Raw genomic sequence first — 19441 nt, forward strand, 5'->3', positions numbered from 1 at the left:
GATTTATCGAAGCGGCTTTGTGCTTTAGGTGAAATTTACTATTTTACTCAGCTATGGAATTGATGAAACTGCGTGTACAGCATCTGGAATACAGTCGGGGAGAAACGCTTATACTGACTTTTGAGGTGATAGACGGACAAAAGCCATCTTATCTGGCTGGTCAGTTTTTAACGCTCGTATTCAATATACAGGGTAGGGAAATCAGAAGGTCTTATTCGCTTTGCAGCGCTCCGGATGCAGATGAACCGCTGGCCATTGCCATAAAGCGGGTAGAGAATGGAGAAATTTCCAGGTTTTTGCACCATAAGACACGCATTGGTGATGTTTTGCAGGCGTTGCCACCAAACGGATTGTTTGTTTATGAGCCCCAGCGAGAGCTGAAAAGAACTGTTTTCCTGTTTGCCGCAGGGGTGGGGATCACTCCGGTGTTCTCTATTATCAAGACTGCCCTGCTGGCAGAACAGCATTCTCACATCGTTTTGATCTATAGCAGCCGTTCGGTTGATGAGACGCTATTCTACAATCAGCTAAATAAATTGCAGGAGCAGCATCCAGCCAGGTTTAAGATCATTTATGTTTCCAGTCAGACCAAAAACCTGCTCATGGCCCGCTTAAATGTTTTCCTTATTGAAAAGATCGTACAGGAAGACATGAAGTTTGAGGTAAAAGATGCTGTTTTCTATACTTGCGGGCCTATTGATTATATGGTGACCTGCAGGATCACGTTGCTGAAGCTTGGATTTAATATCAGTCAGATTAAAAGAGAAACCTTTGTGCTGCCCGAGGATGAGGTAGACGAGGACGACATGACTGAAAAGGAAGTGAAGGATAAAAATACATATGAAGTGGTGCTGAAATTGAAGGGACATGAATACAAACTGGATGTGCCATACTATAAAACGATACTTCATGTGGCGCTTGAAAATAAAATCGATGTTCCTTATAGTTGCAGGGCGGGGATATGCAGTACTTGTACGGCCACCTGCATTAAAGGTGGGGTGCACATGGATTACAATGAGGTATTGATGGATGATGAAATTGCTGCGGGCAGGGTGCTGGTGTGCACTGGTCACCCTACAGCGGATGGGACGACTATAGTGTGGTGAAGAGCCAAACATATAGGTGTAAATTCTGTTCTGTAATTCAGTAAAATAGAGGATTTTTTCCTTATAATGGACTACCTTTGTGAATTCGTTTTTAATAGATATATGAGCAAAAATACTGTTGACCTTGGTGAGCAAAAAGATGTAGAAGTATATGGTGCCAGGGTACATAACCTTAAGAACATAGACGTTTCCTTTCCGAGAAATAAATTGGTTGTGATTACCGGTTTAAGTGGTAGCGGCAAGTCCTCGCTGGCATTTGACACCATTTATGCCGAGGGGCAGCGGAGGTATATGGAAACCTTCAGTGCTTATTCACGTCAGTTTATGGGCGGGATGGAGCGGCCTGATGTAGATAAGGTTTCGGGCCTGAGCCCGGTAATTGCGATAGAACAAAAAACCACCAGTAAAAATCCTCGGTCTACAGTCGGTACAATTACCGAGATCTATGATTTTATGCGCTTGCTATATGCCCGTACGGCTGATGCCTTTTCATATAATACCGGTGAGAAAATGGAGCGCATGAGCGAAGACCAGATCCTCAATAATATTTTCAAAAAATATGATGGCCTGGCGGTAAATATACTTGCCCCTGTGGTAAAAGGACGGAAGGGACATTATCGGGAGTTGTTTGAGCAGATCCGTAAACAGGGTTATGTAAAGGTGCGCATTGATGGGGATATCCAGGATATTACGCCTAAAATGCAGGTAGACAGGTATAAGATCCATGATATTGAGATCGTAGTGGACCGGCTTGTCATCGATAGAAAAGATGTGAAGCGGCTTCAGGATTCTTTGCAGATCGCGATGCGACTGGGCAAGGGGATTATCAAGATCAGTGATAAAGACAATAATGTATCGCATTTTAGCAGGTTTTTGATGTGCCCTACTACCGGGATTTCCTATGATGAACCGCAGCCTAACAGTTTCTCGTTCAACTCGCCTTACGGGGCGTGTGAAAATTGCGACGGATTGGGATATATCTTTGTGATAGATCGGGAATCGGTGATGCCAAATCCTAAGCTGAGCATATTGAACGGCGGACTGGCGCCTTTGGGCGAATACAGGGATATATGGATGTTCCAGGTGCTAAAAGCATTGGCGAAAAAATACAATTTTTCGTTGTCTACTCCTCTGGAAAAACTAACTGAAGAAAATATAACCATTATATTAAATGGTACCCATGAGTTGCTGAGTGTAGCTGTTGAGTACAATAAATGGAATGTTCAGAATTACCAGATCACTTTTGACGGGATCATTAAGTTGCTGGAAGAGCAGCAGGAGCGTAAAAGTGAAGGCATTTCGGATGATATGGAGTCGTTCAGGAAGTTGAAGACCTGCCCGGTTTGTAATGGAGCAAGGTTGAAAAAGGAAAGCCTGCATTTTAAGATAGATGGCAAGAACATCTTTGAACTTGCTGAAATGGATATTGCCAGTTTGAAAAACTGGTACCTGGATGTAGAGAGCAGATTGAATGAAAGACAAAATACCATTGCTAAGGAGATTCTTAAAGAGATCAGGGCAAGGCTTGGTTTCCTTAGTGATGTAGGACTGAACTACCTTTCGCTGGATCGCACTGCGCGGACTTTGTCGGGCGGTGAGGCGCAAAGGATCAGGCTGGCGACACAGATCGGTTCTCAGTTGATGAATGTAATGTACATTCTGGATGAGCCTAGTATTGGCCTGCACCAGCGGGATAATGAGCGGCTGATTGGTGCGCTGAAGAACCTGCGCGATCTGGGCAATACGGTATTGGTGGTAGAGCATGATAAGGAAATGATCCTGGAGGCAGACCATGTGATAGATGTAGGCCCGGCGGCGGGAATGCATGGAGGACAGATCGTAGCGCAGGGTACTCCGGCCCAGATCCTGAAATCTGACACCCTTACGGCGGCGTATCTGAATGGAAAAAAAGGCATTGAAGTGCCTAAAAAAAGAAGAAAAGGGACAGGGCATAAATTGTCTATCATAAAAGCCCATGGTCATAACCTGAAAGATGTATCGGTTGATTTCCCTCTCGGTAAATTTATAGCGGTAACAGGCGTGTCGGGCAGCGGAAAGTCAAGCCTGATCACAGAAACGCTGTACCCTATATTGAACCATCATTTCTTCAGGGCAAAAAAACATCCGCTGCCTTATGAAAAGATCAATGGGCTGAAAGAAATAGATAAAGTAATTGAGATAGACCAGGCTCCGATAGGGCGTACACCAAGGTCTAATCCTTCCACTTATACCGGTGTATTTTCTGATATTAGGAACTTATATGTGCAGTTGCCGGAGGCCAAGATCAGAGGCTACAAGCCCGGAAGGTTCTCTTTTAACGTGAAAGGCGGGCGCTGCGAGACTTGTCAGGGAGGAGGAATGAAGGTGATAGAGATGAATTTCCTGCCTGATGTACAGGTGCCCTGTGAAGAATGTGGGGGAAGAAGGTATAACAGGGAAACCCTGGAAGTGCGTTATCGCGGTAAATCCATCAGCGATGTGCTGGATATGAGTATAGAGGAGGCAGTAGATTTCTTTGAAAATATGCCGGCTATTTATCGCAAGATCAAGACATTGAAAGATGTAGGTTTGGGCTATATCACACTGGGACAATCATCGACTACTTTGTCGGGGGGGGAGGCACAGCGTGTGAAACTGGCTACTGAGCTTTCTAAAAAAGATACAGGAAGAACATTTTATATACTGGATGAGCCTACTACGGGCTTGCATTTTGAGGACATCAATGTGCTGCTTGGCGTATTGAATGAACTGGTAGAAAAAGGCAATACGGTGCTGGTGATAGAGCATAACCTGGATGTGGTGAAAGTGGCCGACTGGGTGATAGACCTTGGTGAAGAAGGTGGGGCCGGAGGGGGGAGGATCATTTTTGAGGGTACGCCTGAGGGGCTGATCCAGAATCCAATTAGCCTGACCGGTAAGTTTTTGAAAAAGGAAATGGGCTTATAATGTAGTCATGGCTGATAAATTAAGTGCTTTTTTGCCCGATAGTGATTCAATAAGCAAGATACAGGATGTGAGCAGAGGTTTATCTGCTGCGACTGACTCTCCTTATAGATTGATTCAGGAGTCGGATATAAGCGCTTTGATCAGGCCCCGTTTGGATTTTTCTCATAAAGGGACCTATGGTCATGCGCTAATCATCGCAGGAGAACGTGCTACCATGGGGGCCGCTTTGCTGGCATCAAGCGGTTGTTTATATGCGGGAGCTGGTCTGACTACGGCATGTATCCCTGAGAGTGGACTAATGGCTTTAAATGTTTCTTTACCTGAGGTAATGTACCTGTCACGTGAAAAGTTCTTTGAACAAGAGGCATTAAATAGATATAATGCAGTTGCGATTGGGCCGGGTGTAGGGATTACTGAGGAAGCTGTGGCATTATTGTCCCGGATACTGGAACTGAAAAGACCTGTAATTGCGGATGCGGATGCGCTGAACCTGCTGGCTTCAAACAGCTTGCTGATGCAGGGATTGGTGAAAGGCAGCATACTTACGCCCCACATGAAAGAGTTTGACAGGTTGTTTGGTATACATGAAACATGGTATAGCCGTTTGCAGACTGCCAGGGAAAGGGCGGCGGAGCTGGGCATTGTGATCGTGTTAAAAAATCAATATACGTTTATTATAGATGCAGACGGGACTGTATATATCAACTCCACAGGCAGCCCTGCAATGGCACAGGGGGGTATGGGTGACGTCCTGACGGGGATCATCGCTGCTTATATAGCGCAGGGGTACGCAGCTAAAGAAGCCGCCATATTAGGGTGTTTTTTTCATGGGGCAGCTGGGTCGGAACTGGCAAAAACACGCTCCAACGTCAGGGCTTTGGAAGTTGCTGAATACGTCCCTAAAGTACCAAGGTGGTATGTAAGCGATTAAATAGATACATTACCTGCTACGATCATTTGATCCATAGTAGGGCTTGGACTTCCTCCGCGTTTCTCCAGGGTCACCGCAAAGGTTTGTGCAGCGGCAATATTTTTCATATTCACGAGGATACCTGTTGTATCAGGCTTTACATCAAATACACCAAGGTCTACGGGTTTACCATTTACGAGTGCCCATAGCTGGTACTGATGTGCATCATCATTGGCAGGCAATTTCATTTTGGAATTGTCTACCATTACATGATTGCCTTTTATATGCCAGTACACGGTCATTTTTGCCTTTGGATCCATTGCAGTACCGGCAAGTCTGACTGTCTTCCAGTCAGGATCGTCTACCATGTCTGCAATTTTTTGCAGATCGGAGTTGGTCTGTTTCATGTAGTTTACTGTAGAAGTAAACTGGTCTTTCTCTGAGCTAAGGTCTGCGATTTGTTCTTTAGCGGCGCCCAGTTCTGTATGAGAGGAGTAGAGTGCAACGGTACTCACTACCAGCAAAGCGATACAGGCAACAAGTGCAAAGCGCAAGGTTTTTATTTTCGATTCGTATTGTTTTGCGTCATCCGCTATTTTAAATGGTATAGTCACACTTTCAGTATGGTCACTGCCGGCTTGGGTGTTTTCAATACGATTGAAGATTTCTTTATCCAAGCCTTCTGTAGGTTGCAAAGCCTGGGCTAATGCATACTGTTCCATCGCGATCTCAATAGCAGTAATTTCCTGTTTTACTTCAGGATATTTAGCCGCCATTGCTTCTACTTCTACGCGTTCGTTAGGAGCTAACTGCCCTAAAACGTAAAGTTCGAGTATGCCTGATTCAATATATGCCTTTACTTCTTCCACTTAATTAAAATACTTTCTTAACTCCAAAATCGCTTTCCTGATACGGGTTTTTACCGTACCCAATGGCAAATTCAATTCTTCTGCCGCCTCTACGTGTGTGTACCCTTTAAAATATATCATTTGCACAACATTATGGTATTCTGGCTTTAACGAAGTGACCAGTTCCTTCAGGCCCAGTAGATCAGCATTGAAGGTTACCTTTTTTTGTGCATCAATGAAATCTACGTTATTTTCAATGTCCTGGTTTTTACCGGAATTTTTAAAATCTTTAGAACGTAGTTTATCGATGGACATATTGCGGGCGATATTCATCATCCAGGTAAACAACCGGCCTTTAGTATTGTCATAACTATCTGCAGAGTTCCAGATTTTAATAAAAGTTTCCTGTAATATGTCTTCCGCTACTTCTATCTGAGGGATAATTCTTGAGATGACACCAAGGAGGGCGCCGGAATACATGTCGTATAACGCCCTCATAGCTAGTGTATCCCTACTTTTCAGTCTGTTGACCAGCTCTTCCTCTGTAAAGGTTATTTTTTTAGTTGTTGCCAATGATTTGCTAATATACAGAAACAACAACAAGAAAAAAGAGGGAATTGTTTTTATTGTTATGTGACGGTTGTTTGAATACTAAAAATCGAATAAATGTTTTTCTGCATGGTAAGAAGATCTTACCAATGGACCGCTTTCTACATATCTTAATCCTTTTGCCAAACCAATTTCCTTGTATTTAGCAAACTGGTCGGGGTGGATCCAGTCTATCACTGGGTGGTGATTGCGTGTAGGCTGCAGGTATTGCCCTAAAGTTAAGATGTGAACGCCGTTTGCAACAAGATCGTCCATTGCTTCCAATACATCATCTTCTGTTTCTCCAAGTCCAAGCATGATGCCTGTTTTGGTTCTTAAGCCAAATTCAGAAATGCGTTTTAGTGCTTCCAGGCTTCTGTCATACTTAGCCTGGATACGTACCTGTTTGGTAAGGCGCCTTACGGTTTCTACATTGTGAGACATTACTTCAGGACGTTCTTCGAGTACCCGGTAAAGATTGTCCCAGATCCCTCTGAAGTCAGGGATCAAGGTTTCGAGAGTCGTTTCCGGTGATTCTCGTCTGATGGCCTGAAGGGTTTCTGCCCATATGATGGAGCCACCATCTTTTAAGTCATCGCGGTCTACAGAGGTGATGACACAATGTTTAACCTGCATCAGCTTTACTGAATTGGCTACCCGGTTGGGCTCATCAAGATCAACTGCAAGCGGCCGTCCTGTTGCTACTGCACAAAATGAACAGGAACGGGTACAGATGTTGCCGAGGATCATGAATGTGGCCGTACCTGCACCCCAGCATTCGCCCATATTGGGACAGTTGCCACTTTCGCAAATGGTGTGAAGCTTATGGGTATCTACCAGACTGCGTACCTGGGCATATTCTTTGCCAACAGGAAGCTTAACCCTAAGCCAATCTGGTTTACGTTGTACTGGGTTTTCTGAAACAACCGGAAGTGCGATCATGGCACAAAGTTAAGCAATAGGATTCAATTGTTATAAAGCCAGCGTGAGTTTAGCATCACAATAAGATCATAAAACACTTAAGATCTTTCCAGTTTACCTGTCGGCAGGAGCGGAAGTGATCTGAGTGCTGTGCCAGTAGCCTGCAGAATGGCGTTGCGTATGGCGGGTGCTACACTTACTATTGGTGCCTCACCGGCTCCCGAAGGTGCGATGTCAGTGCGGTTTACCATTACGATGGTGATTTCGGGTGTGTCTTTGAAACGCGGCACGCGGTAATCCGATAGATTAGGATTTAGGATCTTGCCATTTTCAAAGTCGACTGATTCAAACAAGGCTCCCCCAAGGCCCTGGACTATGGCGCCAAGGATCTGGTGTTCGAGGTGATGTGGATTGACAATGGCGCCGCAGTCAAAGGCTTCGGTAATCCGCACAATTTTGACCAAATTATCCTCTGTTACCATCACTTCGGCACAGGTAGCAACATATCCTCCTTTTACATAGTCACATGCGATCCCATATCCGCAACCTTTTCGTTTTTGTTTGGTATGCCATCCAAAGGATTTGGCTGCGGCTTCCAATACCGCTTTTAGCCTGGCATCGTCCAGGTTTTTTAACCTGAACTCGAGCTGGTCCATGTCGATCATTCTTGCTATATCGCTAATATGCGATTCTCTTGCAAATGCATTGGCAGTAGCGGCCAGACCGCGGTATGAACCCTGTTTTAACGGTGTGAGTGAAGGATGGAAGTTATTTTGCTGGTTCGGAATCCGGTACTGTGGTTTCAATCCTGCGTTGCCTGAGTTGTAGTTTTCAAATTTCCACGCATTAATTGCCCCGTCTTTTTTAAAGCCGCTTTTGACTTTTATCACACCTGCAGGTCTGAAGTAGGCCCAGGTAAATTCTTCTTTTCTTGTCCATGCCAGTTTTACTGGCCTTTTTGTTTCTTTGGCAATGTGTGCCGCCTCTAACGCTGCTTCGCCGCTGTGCTTGCCACCATATCCGGAGCCCGTATCTGGCACCATCACTCTGACATTCTCTTTTGGGATGTCAAATTTTGCCGCAAGATCCTGTTGTACGCCAAAAGGACGCTGGGTGCCGGTCCAAACAGTAAGTTTGTCGCCGATCCACTGTGCCAGTGCCGACCTCGTTTCAAGCGGAACATGAGCAATGTAGTCAATAGTATAAGTATCGCTGTGCTGCTGTTCCGATGCTGTAAGACTTTGTTTTATTTCTGAAGTTTCCGGCTCTGTTTCGCGCGCGTTTTTAACCAGGTATTCAAATAACTGCGCTTTTGACGGTTGATCAGGACTTTCCCAGGTCGCTTTGATTGCCAACAGTGCGCTATTTGCATTTCTTAGGCTGGCGGCTGCCACGGCTATAAAGGTGCCGTCCTGAATTACGGTGACTCCAGACATAGCTTTGGCTGCATCCAGATCTACTGTAAGGAGTTTAGCCTGGTATACCGGTGGGCGAAGGATCTTTGCATAGAGCATATCCGGCATCTTCATATCGGATACATATTTATGTCCGCCCGTGATAAAAGTACGGTCGTTGACCTTCGGCGTTGTTTTGCCTGCCGTTTTCCACTCAGCCGGGTTAATAAGCGGGATTTGTTTGGAAATAGGAATCAGGATCTGCTGACCTTTTGTTAGTGCTCCAAAGCTGATTTTTTTTCCGCTTTTTTGGTCAGAGACCATTCCTCCGGCCGCTTTTAAAGACGTCACCTCACTACTAAAGTGCTTTGCGGCAAGATCAAGCAAAGCCTGGCGCGCGGTAGCTGCTGTATGACGTAATTGGGTGCCCATCTGCGGAGTAGTCAGGCTCCCGTAGGTACCGTTGTCGAACGGAACCAGATCAGTGTCGCCCATGACCATTTTGATCGATGATACGTCTACATTAAGTTCTTCCGCTACTTGCTGAGTTAGTGAAGTACGGATGTTTTGACCTACTTCTACCTTACCTGTAAAAACGGTAACCATATTGTCTTCCCCAATGTGAATCCAGGCAGCTACCTGACCGGAAGGCACCGGACTCAAAATTGTACCGGAAGGGTCAGCAGCAAAAGCAATCACATCCTGTAAAATAATTGCTACAGCAAGTCCGCCACCCAGTTTGAAAAACTGACGGCGGTCGATGTTAGGCAATGCCAACGGGTTTTCTGTAGCATTCATTTATTTGGCAGTTAAGATAGTTGATGCAAGCTTGATGGCTTTTACAATGTTGGGGTAAGTGCCACAGCGACAGATGTTGCCATTCATGGCGGTATTGATGTCAGCTGTTGAAGGAGCGGGTTTTTCTCTAAGCAGCGCGGCGGCAGACATGATCATACCAGATGCACAGTAGGCACATTGCAGGGGGTCTGATTTTAAGAATGCCTGCTGTACGGGATGCAGTATCCCATTGGTTTCCAGTCCTTCTATGGTGGTGACAGACTTCCCCACTACCGATCCTGCGGAAGTTGTGCAGGAACGAACAGCCAATCCGTTTACGTGGACAGTGCATGCGCCACACGCGCCTTCCCCGCAACCGTACTTGGTACCGGTAAGGTCTAATTCATCCCGCAAAATACTTAATAAAGTCGCCTCAGCATCGATATTTACCTCGTGGCGTATATTGTTTATCGTAAGTATCATAATATAAGGCGCTTCGTAACTAAGTAAATTTACTAAAATACTTGGAAGAATTTAAAAATTAACGTTATTCTTGCAACCATACTTTTATCATATATGGCTACGTCTAAAATAACCTATAATGGTGGTTTGAGAACCACTTCAATACATGAGCGCTCGGGCAGGGAGATCATAACTGATGCTCCGATAGATAATAAAGGCAAGGGCGAGGCCTTTTCGCCGACTGATCTTTTGGCAACCTCACTAGGAAACTGCATGCTGACAATTGTTGGAATTGCCGCAAATGAACATGGGTTTAACATTGATGGTACTACATGCGAGATCACAAAGGTCATGGCAGAAGGACCCAGGAGGGTTGCGGAAATTGTAGTAAACTTTCAGTTTCCTGCCAGTGATTATTCAGATAAGGTAAAAACGATTATTGAACGGTCGGCCAATACTTGTCCTGTAATGTACAGCCTGCATCCTGATATTAAAAAGGCGGTCTCTTTTAATTATTGATGACTTCGGCAACTTCATCTGCCGATATATCACTGTGTGAGGCATCTAACACGCAATCTCCATCTTTTATGAGCAGGATCTGGGGCGATTCATGATGTACCTGAAAGGTCTCAGCAATTTGAGCAGAAACATCCCTGAAACTGATCAGGTCTAAAAAGTATAGCGAGGTATCTGCAGGTATTACTTCCCAATCCATTTCGAAACGCCTTTTGGCCATCATGCTCACAGAGCAGCGTGTGCTGTGTTTAAAAATTAAACTATAACCGGGTTGTTTTTGTATTTCATTAACCTGTGTAAGGTTAGTTATATTCTTCCACTGCATGGTGTATTGTTAAAATAGTTTTTGGCTATGCCCTTCTTCTTTTGCCTTCGGGATATGAACTATACGCAGGGCAAAGTCTGCTAGAGCAAGCTTCTAAAACGGTTATTGCAAAAAACACGCCAAGCAACAATATTGCAACTTTCTTCATTAGTAAATGGTTAAGTGGTAGATACTATTATCTAAGCTACGGTTTTTGCAGAATAAATCAAATTAATTAGGCAATTGCAGAAAGTTCTGCCATTTTAAGTGCGGTAATGGCCGCCTCATCCCCCTTATTGCCATGTTTTCCGCCTGCACGATCTATGGCCTGCTGAAGGTCGTTGGTGGTCAGCACGCCAAATATTACCGGCTTGCTGTGTTTGATACTTAGCTGGGTAATTCCGTTTGCAACTGCATCGCAGATAAAATCAAAATGTTTGGTATCTCCCTGTATCACGCAGCCAAGGCAGATTACAGCATCGAGCTCTTCGTGTTTGTTCAGCAGTATATCTGCAGCACTGGTTAACTCAAAACTGCCCGGTACGGCAATAGAAAGTATGTTGTCGGCCAACACGCCATGCGCTAAAAGTGTTTTTAGTGCTCCGTTATAAAGGCTGCCGGTGATCTCTGCGTTCCATTCCGCCACAGCAATAGCAAATTTGTATGCGGTACCATTGGGTACGGTAGTGTGTGAAAAGTCTGAAAGGTTTTTTAATTGTGTTGCCATAGTGCAAAGATAATGATTGGGCATAAAAAAAGGCTAGCGTTAAACGCTAACCTTTTGTCAAAATACGGTGTGATTACTTATCTTGTGCTTCTGCACGGGCTATGTATTCGTCGATCATAGTCGCTTCCTGACTTTCAGGATATTGAGCTTTGATCTTATTGTAAGACACTGCAGCATCTTTAAAGCTTTTTTGAGCTTCGTAAACTAAACCAAGTTTTTTAAGAAACATTGGTGAGGTAAACTTGTTGCTGGCTTTGTCGGCAGCTTTTTTATAATAAGTGGCTGCCTGTTTATAATCTTTTAGTTCGCTGTAAGCATCACCTAATAAACCTAATGCCAATGGATCTGCTACAGGACTGCCGGTATCTGAATATTTACCCAGAGATTCAATGGCTTTTTTGTATTCTCCCTTACGCAGGTAAATTCCGCCTAAATAAAGATTGGCAAGGTTTGCTGATTTAGTATTTGCATACTCGTCTGCTATAGTTTCTAATCCAGGATACCCACCTTCGCCGTTTATGGCTTTGTTTGCTAAAGAATCTGCACCCAAAAACTGCTCTGCTTTGTACATTTTAGCTGAAGCTTCTTCTGCTCTGTTTGTTAAGTAAACGTTTTGATACCAGATGTATATTCCTATTAGTATAACTATGGCGCCTGCAATAAACAAAAGACTCTTAGAGTTTTCTTGTAAAAAAGAGCCCTTTTTTGCGGCTACATTTGTTTCTTTTTCTGTTGTGGACATTTTATTTAAAAAAATTAAGGATTGCAAAAATACATTTTTCGGTCAAAGTATCAACCTCTTTTGTCGATTAATTTTAACATTTAATACGCTGAGTATAAAGCATCACACTTTCTATTGATATAACAAAGGTAAACGGTAACTTTGGAGGGATACATTATGTGGTTAAAAAATATTACTCTTCTCAACTTCAAAAACTATACAGACGCAAGTATTAGTTTTTCTAAAACTGTAAATGCATTTGTAGGTAATAATGGGGCAGGTAAGACGAATTTGCTGGATGCTATCCACTATTTGTGCCTGTGTAAAGGGTATTTTAACCCCATCGACAGCCAACAGATCAAGACTGCTGAAGACCTGTTCCTGATACAGGGGGATTTTGACCGTAAAGACAAAAATGAAAAGATCACCTGTGGGGTAAAGCGCAACCAGAAAAAATCCTTTAAACGAAATAAAAAAGAATACGATAAGCTGGCCAGTCATATAGGACTTTTCCCGCTGGTAATGATCTCTCCCTATGATACCAATATCATCATGGAAGGTAGTGAGGAAAGGAGGCGTTTTATGGACAATGTTATCTCGCAGACCGACGCATACTACCTGGATGAGCTGATCTTGTACAATCGTCACCTGGCAAACCGGAATGCTTTGCTAAAACAGATTGCCGTAACGAGGAGTTATGATCCCGCACTCATGGAGATTTACAATGAGCAGCTGGTAGCTTCGGGAATCAAGATCTTTGCTAAAAGACAGCAGTTTATGCTGGATTTCATCCCCTTGTTTGATAAATATTATGAGTTCCTTACGGAAGGGATTGAGCGTGTAAGCCTTCATTACCATAGCCAGCTTAGCGATACGGCCTTTAAACATTTGCTGGCACAGTCTGTAGAAAAAGATAAAATACTGGAGCGGACCACTACCGGAATCCATAAAGATGAACTGATCTTTACAATTGCGGACATGCCTTTAAAGAAATTTGGATCGCAGGGCCAGCAGAAGTCTTTTCTAATTGCGCTAAAACTGGCTCAATATGCGTATCTCCAAAAACACAAGGGGTTTAAACCTTTACTGTTGCTGGATGATATTTTTGACAAGCTGGATGACAATAGGATGCACAAGTTGATGGAAATGGTATCTCATCAGGACTTTGGACAGATATTTATTACAGATACAGGCAGGGAAAGGTTGCTGTTCATCTTTAATAAAATTAATGTGCCGGTGACCCTGTTTGAGGTAAATAATGGATCAGTAAACCATGCATAGCTGATTTAATTTATATGGTAAATATGAAGGATATTATTTAGGTTTGTATGGTGGAAACATTCAACCTAGCTATTGAAAATCATGCGTAAGCCCAATGACATTACCCTCAAAGAAGGAATAGGGAAACTGCTGAATGTCTATAAATTAAAAGGAAGATTTGATGAAACTTCTGTTATTAACTTTTGGCCGGAATTAATGGGAAAAGCAGTTGCAAACCGGACTACGCAGATCTATATAGCCCAGAAGAAGCTTTTTGTGAGAATTGAATCGTCTGTAGTAAAAAACGAATTGCTAATGGTCAGGACCGGCATCATTCAAAAAATTAATGAACGAGCCGGAACTGAAGTGATTACGGATATTGTATTTCTGTAAAACCCTGTTTTAGAATACTTTGCTTACCAGCCAGATAATCACGGCAATAACTAATACGACAACGATAATTCCGGTTACCATACCAGCTTTAAAGATGTCACCAATTACTTCACAACTTGTTAAAGTTGTGCACAGGAAAGCAATAATTGCGAGTGGAAAGTATCTTTTAATTGTCATAAACTTTGTTTTTTTAGTACCTAACAAATATTTATGATAATGGTTTTAAATTTACTTGCCATTTACCTTAAGCAATTCTATTTCGAATACCAAGGTGCTGTAAGGTGGAATTTCGCCCTGACCCCCCTCGCCATACGCCAGGTTGTAAGGGATAAAGAATTTGTATTTTGAACCGGTAGACATAAGTTGTACTCCTTCCGTCCATCCTGGGATCACATTGTTTAATGGCAATGATAGTGGTTGATCTCTTTTGTAAGAGCTATCGAATTCGGTTCCGTTAAGTAAAGTTCCTTTATAGTGTACCAGTACCGTGTCGGATGCTGCCGGCTTTATGCCCGTGCCTTTTGTAAGCACCAGGTACTGCAAGCCACTTGGGGTGGTCTGTACACCAGTCTGTGTTTTGTTTTTCTCTAAAAAGCTTTTTCCTTCTGCGATTGCGGGAGCATATTTTTGTTGGGTCACTTTATTGAAAAGATCACCGATTGCCTGCTTAAATTTCTCCTCAGGGATAGAAAATGCCGATCCTGCAAATGCGTCTTTAAAGCCTCTTACTAAAAGATCGTAGTTTAACAAGGTAAGTCCGTCTTGCTTCATGCCTGATGCCATCTTGGCGCCTAATGCATAACTTGCAGAATCAAGATTTGATTTGAAAATAGGCTGTGTGCCCGCTTTTACTGCCGTCTTAACCGGAGTTACTTTTTTTGCTGCGGTTGTGGTTTTCTTGGTTTGCGACATGGCCGTAAAAGCGCATAACGGCAATAAAAATGTGATAATGATCTTCTTCATCTTTATAAAATTGTGTGGAAAGATACAAAGTAAATAAAAAAATAAGCACCTGTTGGGGTGCTTATTGGCTAATTAACGTGTGTAATATCTTAAAAACGCTCGCCAGCTGTAAAGAAGAAGTCTCCTTCTGCAGCAGCATTTTCGTCAGAATCTGAACCGTGAACGGCATTTGCATCGATAGATTTTGCATATTTCTGACGAATGGTTCCTTCGGCTGCCTGAGCAGGATTGGTAGCACCTATTAAAGTCCTAAAATCTTCCACAGCATTGTCTTTTTCTAAGATAGCGGCAACGATGGGTCCTGAAGACATAAAGCTTACCAAGTCAGCATAGAATGGACGATCTTTGTGTACTTCGTAAAACTGACCTGCTGTTTCAGCCGTAAGTTTGGTGTATTTTAATGCTACGATCTTAAATCCGGCTGTAGTAATGTCATTGATAATCGCACCAATATGGCCGTTTGCTACTGCATCAGGCTTGATCATGGTAAAAGTTCTGTTTGTACTCATCTTTAAATTTTGATATTTTGTGCAAAAATACGTTTTATAGTTATAATATTAAAGGTTGAAACCTACATAAAAATTTAATAGGCTTCAATTTATCATTAATTCATTAGCTTTGCGACCGAAAATTATGTTGTCGATCTCAGAAATAAAAACATTGCTGGCTACGCCGCAGAAAATTGTGATTACTACGCACCATAAACCTGACGGTGATGCCATGGGCTCGTCTTTAGGTTTATATGCTTATTTAATACAATTAGGACATCATGTAAAGGTAATCACACCAACTGATTATCCGTATTTTTTGCATTGGCTGCCCAATAATTCTGATGTAATTATCTATACAGAGCAGCTTGAAGAAGCTGCAAAACTGGTAGCTGAAGCGGCCCTGATATTTTGTCTCGATTTTAACAGTCTGACAAGAATCAATCAGCTTGGTGAACTGGTCAGGTCCTCAGATGCCTATAAGCTGATGATAGACCATCATCTGGAACCGGAAGATTTTGACGATTACCGCCACTGGAATATCAATGCGTGTGCGGCTGCACAGCTGGTTTATGATTTTATTGTAAATGAACTGGGCGATGCAGCACGCATGAATAAAGACATCGCTACCTGCTTATATACAGGCATCATGACGGATTCAGGTTCTTTCAGGTTTGCTTCTGCTAACTCTGCTGTTTACCGTATTGCTGCAGATTTGATAGATGCCGGTGCAGAGCACTGGAGAATTCATCAGCTGGTATACGATAATGCAACAGAAAACCGTTTACGCTTTTTGGGTCATTGCATAAGCAATAAATTAGAAGTATTGAGAGAATTTAATACGGCAATTATATCGGTTACCAAAGAAGAATTGAACAGGTTTGATATCGTAACGGGTGATACTGAGGGAATAGTGAATTATGCGCTCTCTATTAATGGTATTAAACTAGCTGCATTTATTATTGAAAGAACTGATAAAGTTAAATTATCTTTGCGCTCCACCGGAGATTTTCCGGCTAATGAAATTTGCAAGAAATTTTTTAGCGGAGGTGGTCACAGGAATGCTGCAGGAGGTGTTTCTGAAAAAAATCTGGAAGAAACAGTAGCTGAATTTAAATCAATACTGACAGAGTATAAAACCCAGTTATTGCAATAGGAACGAGAACTTTAAAATATATATATAAACGAAAAATTAAAACAACCACATGAAGAAAGGTATAATTATTCTTTTCGCAGCTACACTTGGATTGGCTGCTTGTAACAATTACAAAAAAGGACCGGGAGGTTTAGTGTATCAGATCCACAAAGATGGTGGTAATGAGAAAATTAAAGAAGGGGATGTAATCAAAGTGAACTTTATTCAGAAAAGTGAAAAAGATTCAGTGATGTTCAATACATATGATGTTGGCCAGGGCCAAATCTTTCCGGTTGGAAAAATGGCATATCCTGGTGACATGAATGACGTACTTTTCCTTTTTGGTGAAGGCGATAGTGCTACTTTCAAGTTGAACCTTGATACAATGGCAAAAAATACCGGTCAGCCAAAGCCACCGACGAATGCTAAAGATACCTACCTGATTTTTACAGTTAAAATTGAAAAGGTATTCAAGAAAGGAGCAAATGAAGCTGATTCTACATTCCAGAAAAGAGCTCAGGAATTTTTCCAGAAAGATTACCTTGCAGGTGTAGCTAAGATGAAAGATGCTGAAGCAGGAAAGATCAAGAAATTTGTGGGTGATAGTAACTTGAAACTGCAAACTTCTCCTTCAGGATTACAGTATGTGATTACCACACCGGGAGGTGCTGTAAAACCATTGCCTGGTGATACCATCAAATTAAAGTATACTGGTAAATTGCTGACTAAAAAGTCTGACGGTAAAGATAATGTATTTGATACCACAGACGAGAAAGTAGCTAAAGACGCTGGTATTCACAATGCAATGGCCCAATATGCTCCTCGTGCATTTACAGTAGGAAATGCAATTCCTGGATTTGATGAAGGTGTACAATTATTGGGTAAAGGCGGAAAAGCAACTTTACTAATCCCTTCTTCACTTGCTTATGGTGAAGGTGGCCAGCCTCAGGCTAAGATCGGCCCTTATTCACCTTTGTATTTTGATGTTGAAGTAGTGGATATCATCAAACCGAAAGCAGGAGCTACTATAGCGCCGCCACCACCACCGGTAGTTAAGAAATAATTGATAAAGGACAAGTTCCTGGATTAAATAAATGAAAAACCCTGCCTGGTATAGTACCGGCAGGGTTTTTCATTTATTGGTTCAGGGTAGGTTTTTTTATTAACTTTGCTCATGCTTTTAACGGATACCCATACGCACCTTTATTACGAAACAGATCAGGAAAAACAAGCTTTGCTCATGCAGCGTTGTTTTGATAATAAGGTAGAAAGACTATTCCTTCCTAATGTAGATATTGCATCAATTAGCAAAATTGATGATCTGGTAACTAAATATCCGAAAAACTGCTTTGCCATGGCCGGTCTGCACCCTTGTGATGTAAAGGAGGATTATGAGCTGGTTTTGGACGAGATCTGTGGCCGCATTGCCGACAGGCAGGTGTATGCTATTGGAGAGATTGGAATAGACCTGCATTGGGACAAGACCACGCTTGAGTTTCAAAAAGCAGCATTTAAGGAACAGATCAACTGGGCCAAAGATCTGGATCTGCCCATTGTAATTCATTGCCGTGAAGCTTTTGATGAGATATTTGAAGTGCTGGACGAAGAAAAGGATGAAAAGTTAAGAGGGATATTTCATTGTTTTACAGGTGATACTGAACAGGCAAAGCATGCAATTGACCTGGGTTTTTATCTTGGGATCGGTGGTGTGGTGACCTATAAGAATAGCGGACTGGCAGAGGTGCTGAAGGGTATTGACATAAAGCACATTGTTCTTGAAACAGACTCTCCTTACCTGGCGCCGGTACCATTCAGAGGTAAGCCCAATGAGAGCAGCTACCTGCTGTATATTGCAGAAAAAGTGGCTGAGATTTACCAGATCAGTACAGAAGAAGTGGCTGAGATAACCACTGCCAATTCTATCGCTGTCTTTAATATTTAGTAATGACCAACATACTTATTATATACACGGGGGGGACGATCGGGATGGTTAACGATCCTAAAACAGGCGCGCTAATCCCTTTCGACTTTGCACAGATTCAGCAGAATGTACCTGAACTGGAGCGGCTAAACTACAACCTGGATGTACATTCATTTGATCCCATAATAGATTCCTCTAATATGACACCGGTGATCTGGGCGGAGCTGGCGCAACTGATAGAGAAAAAATACGATGATTTTGATGGCTTTGTAATACTGCATGGTTCTGATACGATGGCTTTTACCGCAGCTGCCCTAAGCTTTATGCTCGAAAATTTGAGCAAGCCGGTAGTGCTTACAGGCTCTCAGCTGCCTATAGGGGAAATCCGGACAGACGCTAAGGAGAACTTAATTACCGCACTGGAAATCGCTGCTACTAAGAATAACGGGAAAGCAATGATCCCTGAGGTTTGTATTTATTTTGACTATCAATTGTTCAGAGGCAACAGGTCGATAAAATACAATTCAGAAAAATTTGAGGCATTTCTTTCTCCAAATTATCCCTTGCTGGCCGAGGCGGGAGTTACTTTATCTTTCTTTCGTAACTATATTTTGCCTTACCCGGTCTGCCCATTAAAGGTTCATTTAAAGGTCAATTCAAACATAGGGGTACTCAAGTTGTATCCCGGAATCACATCGCAGGCGGTAAAGGCAATTACACATTCCCCTGTGGATGCTATTGTTATGGAAAGTTTTGGGGCCGGAAATACTACTACTGCCAGCTGGTTCATTGAATGTCTTCAGGAAGCGCTGGATGAGGGTAAGATCATCGTAGGGATTACCCAGTGTCAACAAGGCTCTGTGGAGCTTGGTATGTATGAGACGAGTAAAAAACTTCAGCAAATAGGTATTGTTAGCGGATACGACATGACTTTTGAAGCAGCTATTGCCAAATTAATGCACTTAATGGGACAAGGATTACCCCGGACTGAAGTAATGAGACTGATGGAGCAACCATTAAGGGGTGAATTAACTGCTTAAAGTAAAACTTAAGTATTTGTT

General features: G+C 42.7%; 20 protein-coding genes. 10 read left to right on the forward strand and 10 right to left on the reverse strand.

Annotated features, from left to right (window positions below; all coding sequences use genetic code 11):
- Nucleotides 1-53 precede the first annotated feature (53 nt).
- The 3 genes from EZ437_RS06465 (at nucleotide 54) to EZ437_RS06475 (ending at nucleotide 4983) form a co-directional block, all read left to right on the forward strand.
- Nucleotides 54-1106 (forward strand): 2Fe-2S iron-sulfur cluster-binding protein, encoded by a 1053-nt coding sequence (locus EZ437_RS06465; RefSeq protein WP_131594365.1) that lies wholly within the window; start codon nucleotides 54-56, stop codon nucleotides 1104-1106.
- Nucleotides 1107-1208: 102 nt separating this feature from the next.
- Complete coding sequence (uvrA, locus tag EZ437_RS06470) at nucleotides 1209-4052, forward strand: excinuclease ABC subunit UvrA (RefSeq protein WP_131594367.1); 2844 nt, start codon at nucleotides 1209-1211, stop codon at nucleotides 4050-4052.
- Nucleotides 4053-4059: 7 nt separating this feature from the next.
- Nucleotides 4060-4983 carry an NAD(P)H-hydrate dehydratase gene (locus EZ437_RS06475; protein WP_131594369.1) on the forward strand — a complete coding sequence of 308 codons (924 nt, stop codon included), beginning with the start codon at nucleotides 4060-4062 and terminating at the stop codon, nucleotides 4981-4983.
- Here EZ437_RS06475 and EZ437_RS06480 read toward each other — a convergent pair.
- From EZ437_RS06480 to EZ437_RS06500, 5 genes are all read right to left on the reverse strand, one after another.
- Complete coding sequence (locus EZ437_RS06480) at nucleotides 4980-5831, reverse strand: anti-sigma factor (RefSeq protein WP_131594371.1); 852 nt, start codon at nucleotides 5829-5831, stop codon at nucleotides 4980-4982. The two genes, EZ437_RS06475 and EZ437_RS06480, sit on opposite strands and share 4 nt — an antisense overlap.
- Nucleotides 5832-6383 (reverse strand): RNA polymerase sigma factor, encoded by a 552-nt coding sequence (locus EZ437_RS06485; protein WP_131594373.1) that lies wholly within the window; start codon nucleotides 6381-6383, stop codon nucleotides 5832-5834.
- Between the two features lie 78 nt (nucleotides 6384-6461).
- Nucleotides 6462-7340 (reverse strand): lipoyl synthase, encoded by an 879-nt coding sequence (gene lipA / locus EZ437_RS06490; RefSeq protein WP_131594375.1) that lies wholly within the window; start codon nucleotides 7338-7340, stop codon nucleotides 6462-6464.
- Nucleotides 7341-7417: 77 nt separating this feature from the next.
- Nucleotides 7418-9511, reverse strand: coding sequence for a xanthine dehydrogenase family protein molybdopterin-binding subunit (locus EZ437_RS06495; protein ID WP_205942657.1), 2094 nt, complete (start codon nucleotides 9509-9511; stop codon nucleotides 7418-7420).
- The gene (locus EZ437_RS06500) at nucleotides 9512-9973 is read right to left on the reverse strand and encodes a (2Fe-2S)-binding protein (RefSeq protein WP_205942658.1); all 462 of its coding nucleotides are present in this window, start codon (nucleotides 9971-9973) and stop codon (nucleotides 9512-9514) included. It abuts the gene before it with no gap.
- Between the two features lie 93 nt (nucleotides 9974-10066).
- Here EZ437_RS06500 and EZ437_RS06505 point away from each other — a divergent pair, with 93 nt between their 5' ends.
- Nucleotides 10067-10471 (forward strand): OsmC family protein, encoded by a 405-nt coding sequence (locus tag EZ437_RS06505; protein ID WP_131594379.1) that lies wholly within the window; start codon nucleotides 10067-10069, stop codon nucleotides 10469-10471.
- Here EZ437_RS06505 and ytxJ read toward each other — a convergent pair.
- The 3 genes from ytxJ to EZ437_RS06520 all read right to left on the reverse strand — a co-directional run bounded on the left by ytxJ (nucleotide 10461) and on the right by EZ437_RS06520 (nucleotide 12241).
- Nucleotides 10461-10793: a bacillithiol system redox-active protein YtxJ gene (ytxJ, locus tag EZ437_RS06510; protein ID WP_131594381.1), complete on the reverse strand. Its 333-nt coding sequence runs from the start codon at nucleotides 10791-10793 to the stop codon at nucleotides 10461-10463. The genes EZ437_RS06505 and ytxJ overlap by 11 nt on opposite strands.
- A gap of 214 nt (nucleotides 10794-11007) precedes the next feature.
- Nucleotides 11008-11499, reverse strand: a complete 492-nt coding sequence (gene ribH, locus EZ437_RS06515) for a 6,7-dimethyl-8-ribityllumazine synthase (RefSeq protein ID WP_131594383.1) — start codon at nucleotides 11497-11499, stop codon at nucleotides 11008-11010.
- Nucleotides 11500-11572: 73 nt separating this feature from the next.
- Complete coding sequence (locus EZ437_RS06520) at nucleotides 11573-12241, reverse strand: tetratricopeptide repeat protein (RefSeq protein ID WP_131594385.1); 669 nt, start codon at nucleotides 12239-12241, stop codon at nucleotides 11573-11575.
- Between the two features lie 156 nt (nucleotides 12242-12397).
- Here EZ437_RS06520 and recF point away from each other — a divergent pair, with 156 nt between their 5' ends.
- Nucleotides 12398-13501, forward strand: coding sequence for a DNA replication/repair protein RecF (gene recF / locus EZ437_RS06525; protein ID WP_131594387.1), 1104 nt, complete (start codon nucleotides 12398-12400; stop codon nucleotides 13499-13501).
- A gap of 81 nt (nucleotides 13502-13582) precedes the next feature.
- Nucleotides 13583-13873 carry a DUF721 domain-containing protein gene (locus EZ437_RS06530; protein WP_131594389.1) on the forward strand — a complete coding sequence of 97 codons (291 nt, stop codon included), beginning with the start codon at nucleotides 13583-13585 and terminating at the stop codon, nucleotides 13871-13873.
- A gap of 228 nt (nucleotides 13874-14101) precedes the next feature.
- Here the strand turns inward: EZ437_RS06530 and EZ437_RS06535 are convergent, their stop codons facing one another.
- A complete protein-coding gene (locus tag EZ437_RS06535) occupies nucleotides 14102-14836 on the reverse strand; it encodes an FKBP-type peptidyl-prolyl cis-trans isomerase (protein WP_131594391.1) in 735 nt (244 codons plus the stop codon).
- 89 nt (nucleotides 14837-14925) lie between these two features.
- Complete coding sequence (locus EZ437_RS06540) at nucleotides 14926-15345, reverse strand: nucleoside-diphosphate kinase (RefSeq protein WP_131594393.1); 420 nt, start codon at nucleotides 15343-15345, stop codon at nucleotides 14926-14928.
- A gap of 124 nt (nucleotides 15346-15469) precedes the next feature.
- Between EZ437_RS06540 and EZ437_RS06545 the strand changes: the two genes are divergently transcribed.
- The 4 genes from EZ437_RS06545 to EZ437_RS06560 all read left to right on the forward strand — a co-directional run bounded on the left by EZ437_RS06545 (nucleotide 15470) and on the right by EZ437_RS06560 (nucleotide 19420).
- On the forward strand, nucleotides 15470-16480 hold the full coding sequence (locus tag EZ437_RS06545; RefSeq protein WP_131595215.1) for a DHH family phosphoesterase: 1011 nt from the start codon (nucleotides 15470-15472) through the stop codon (nucleotides 16478-16480).
- Between the two features lie 49 nt (nucleotides 16481-16529).
- Complete coding sequence (locus EZ437_RS06550; RefSeq protein ID WP_131594395.1) at nucleotides 16530-17522, forward strand: FKBP-type peptidyl-prolyl cis-trans isomerase; 993 nt, start codon at nucleotides 16530-16532, stop codon at nucleotides 17520-17522.
- Between the two features lie 111 nt (nucleotides 17523-17633).
- Nucleotides 17634-18401 (forward strand): TatD family hydrolase, encoded by a 768-nt coding sequence (locus tag EZ437_RS06555; protein WP_131594397.1) that lies wholly within the window; start codon nucleotides 17634-17636, stop codon nucleotides 18399-18401.
- A gap of 2 nt (nucleotides 18402-18403) precedes the next feature.
- Entirely contained in the window at nucleotides 18404-19420 is a 1017-nt protein-coding gene (locus EZ437_RS06560; protein ID WP_131594399.1) for an asparaginase, read from the forward strand.
- Nucleotides 19421-19441: the final 21 nt, after the last annotated feature.

The organism is Pedobacter psychroterrae, assembly GCF_004331695.1.
Classification (GTDB): Bacteria; Bacteroidota; Bacteroidia; order Sphingobacteriales; family Sphingobacteriaceae; genus Pedobacter; species Pedobacter psychroterrae.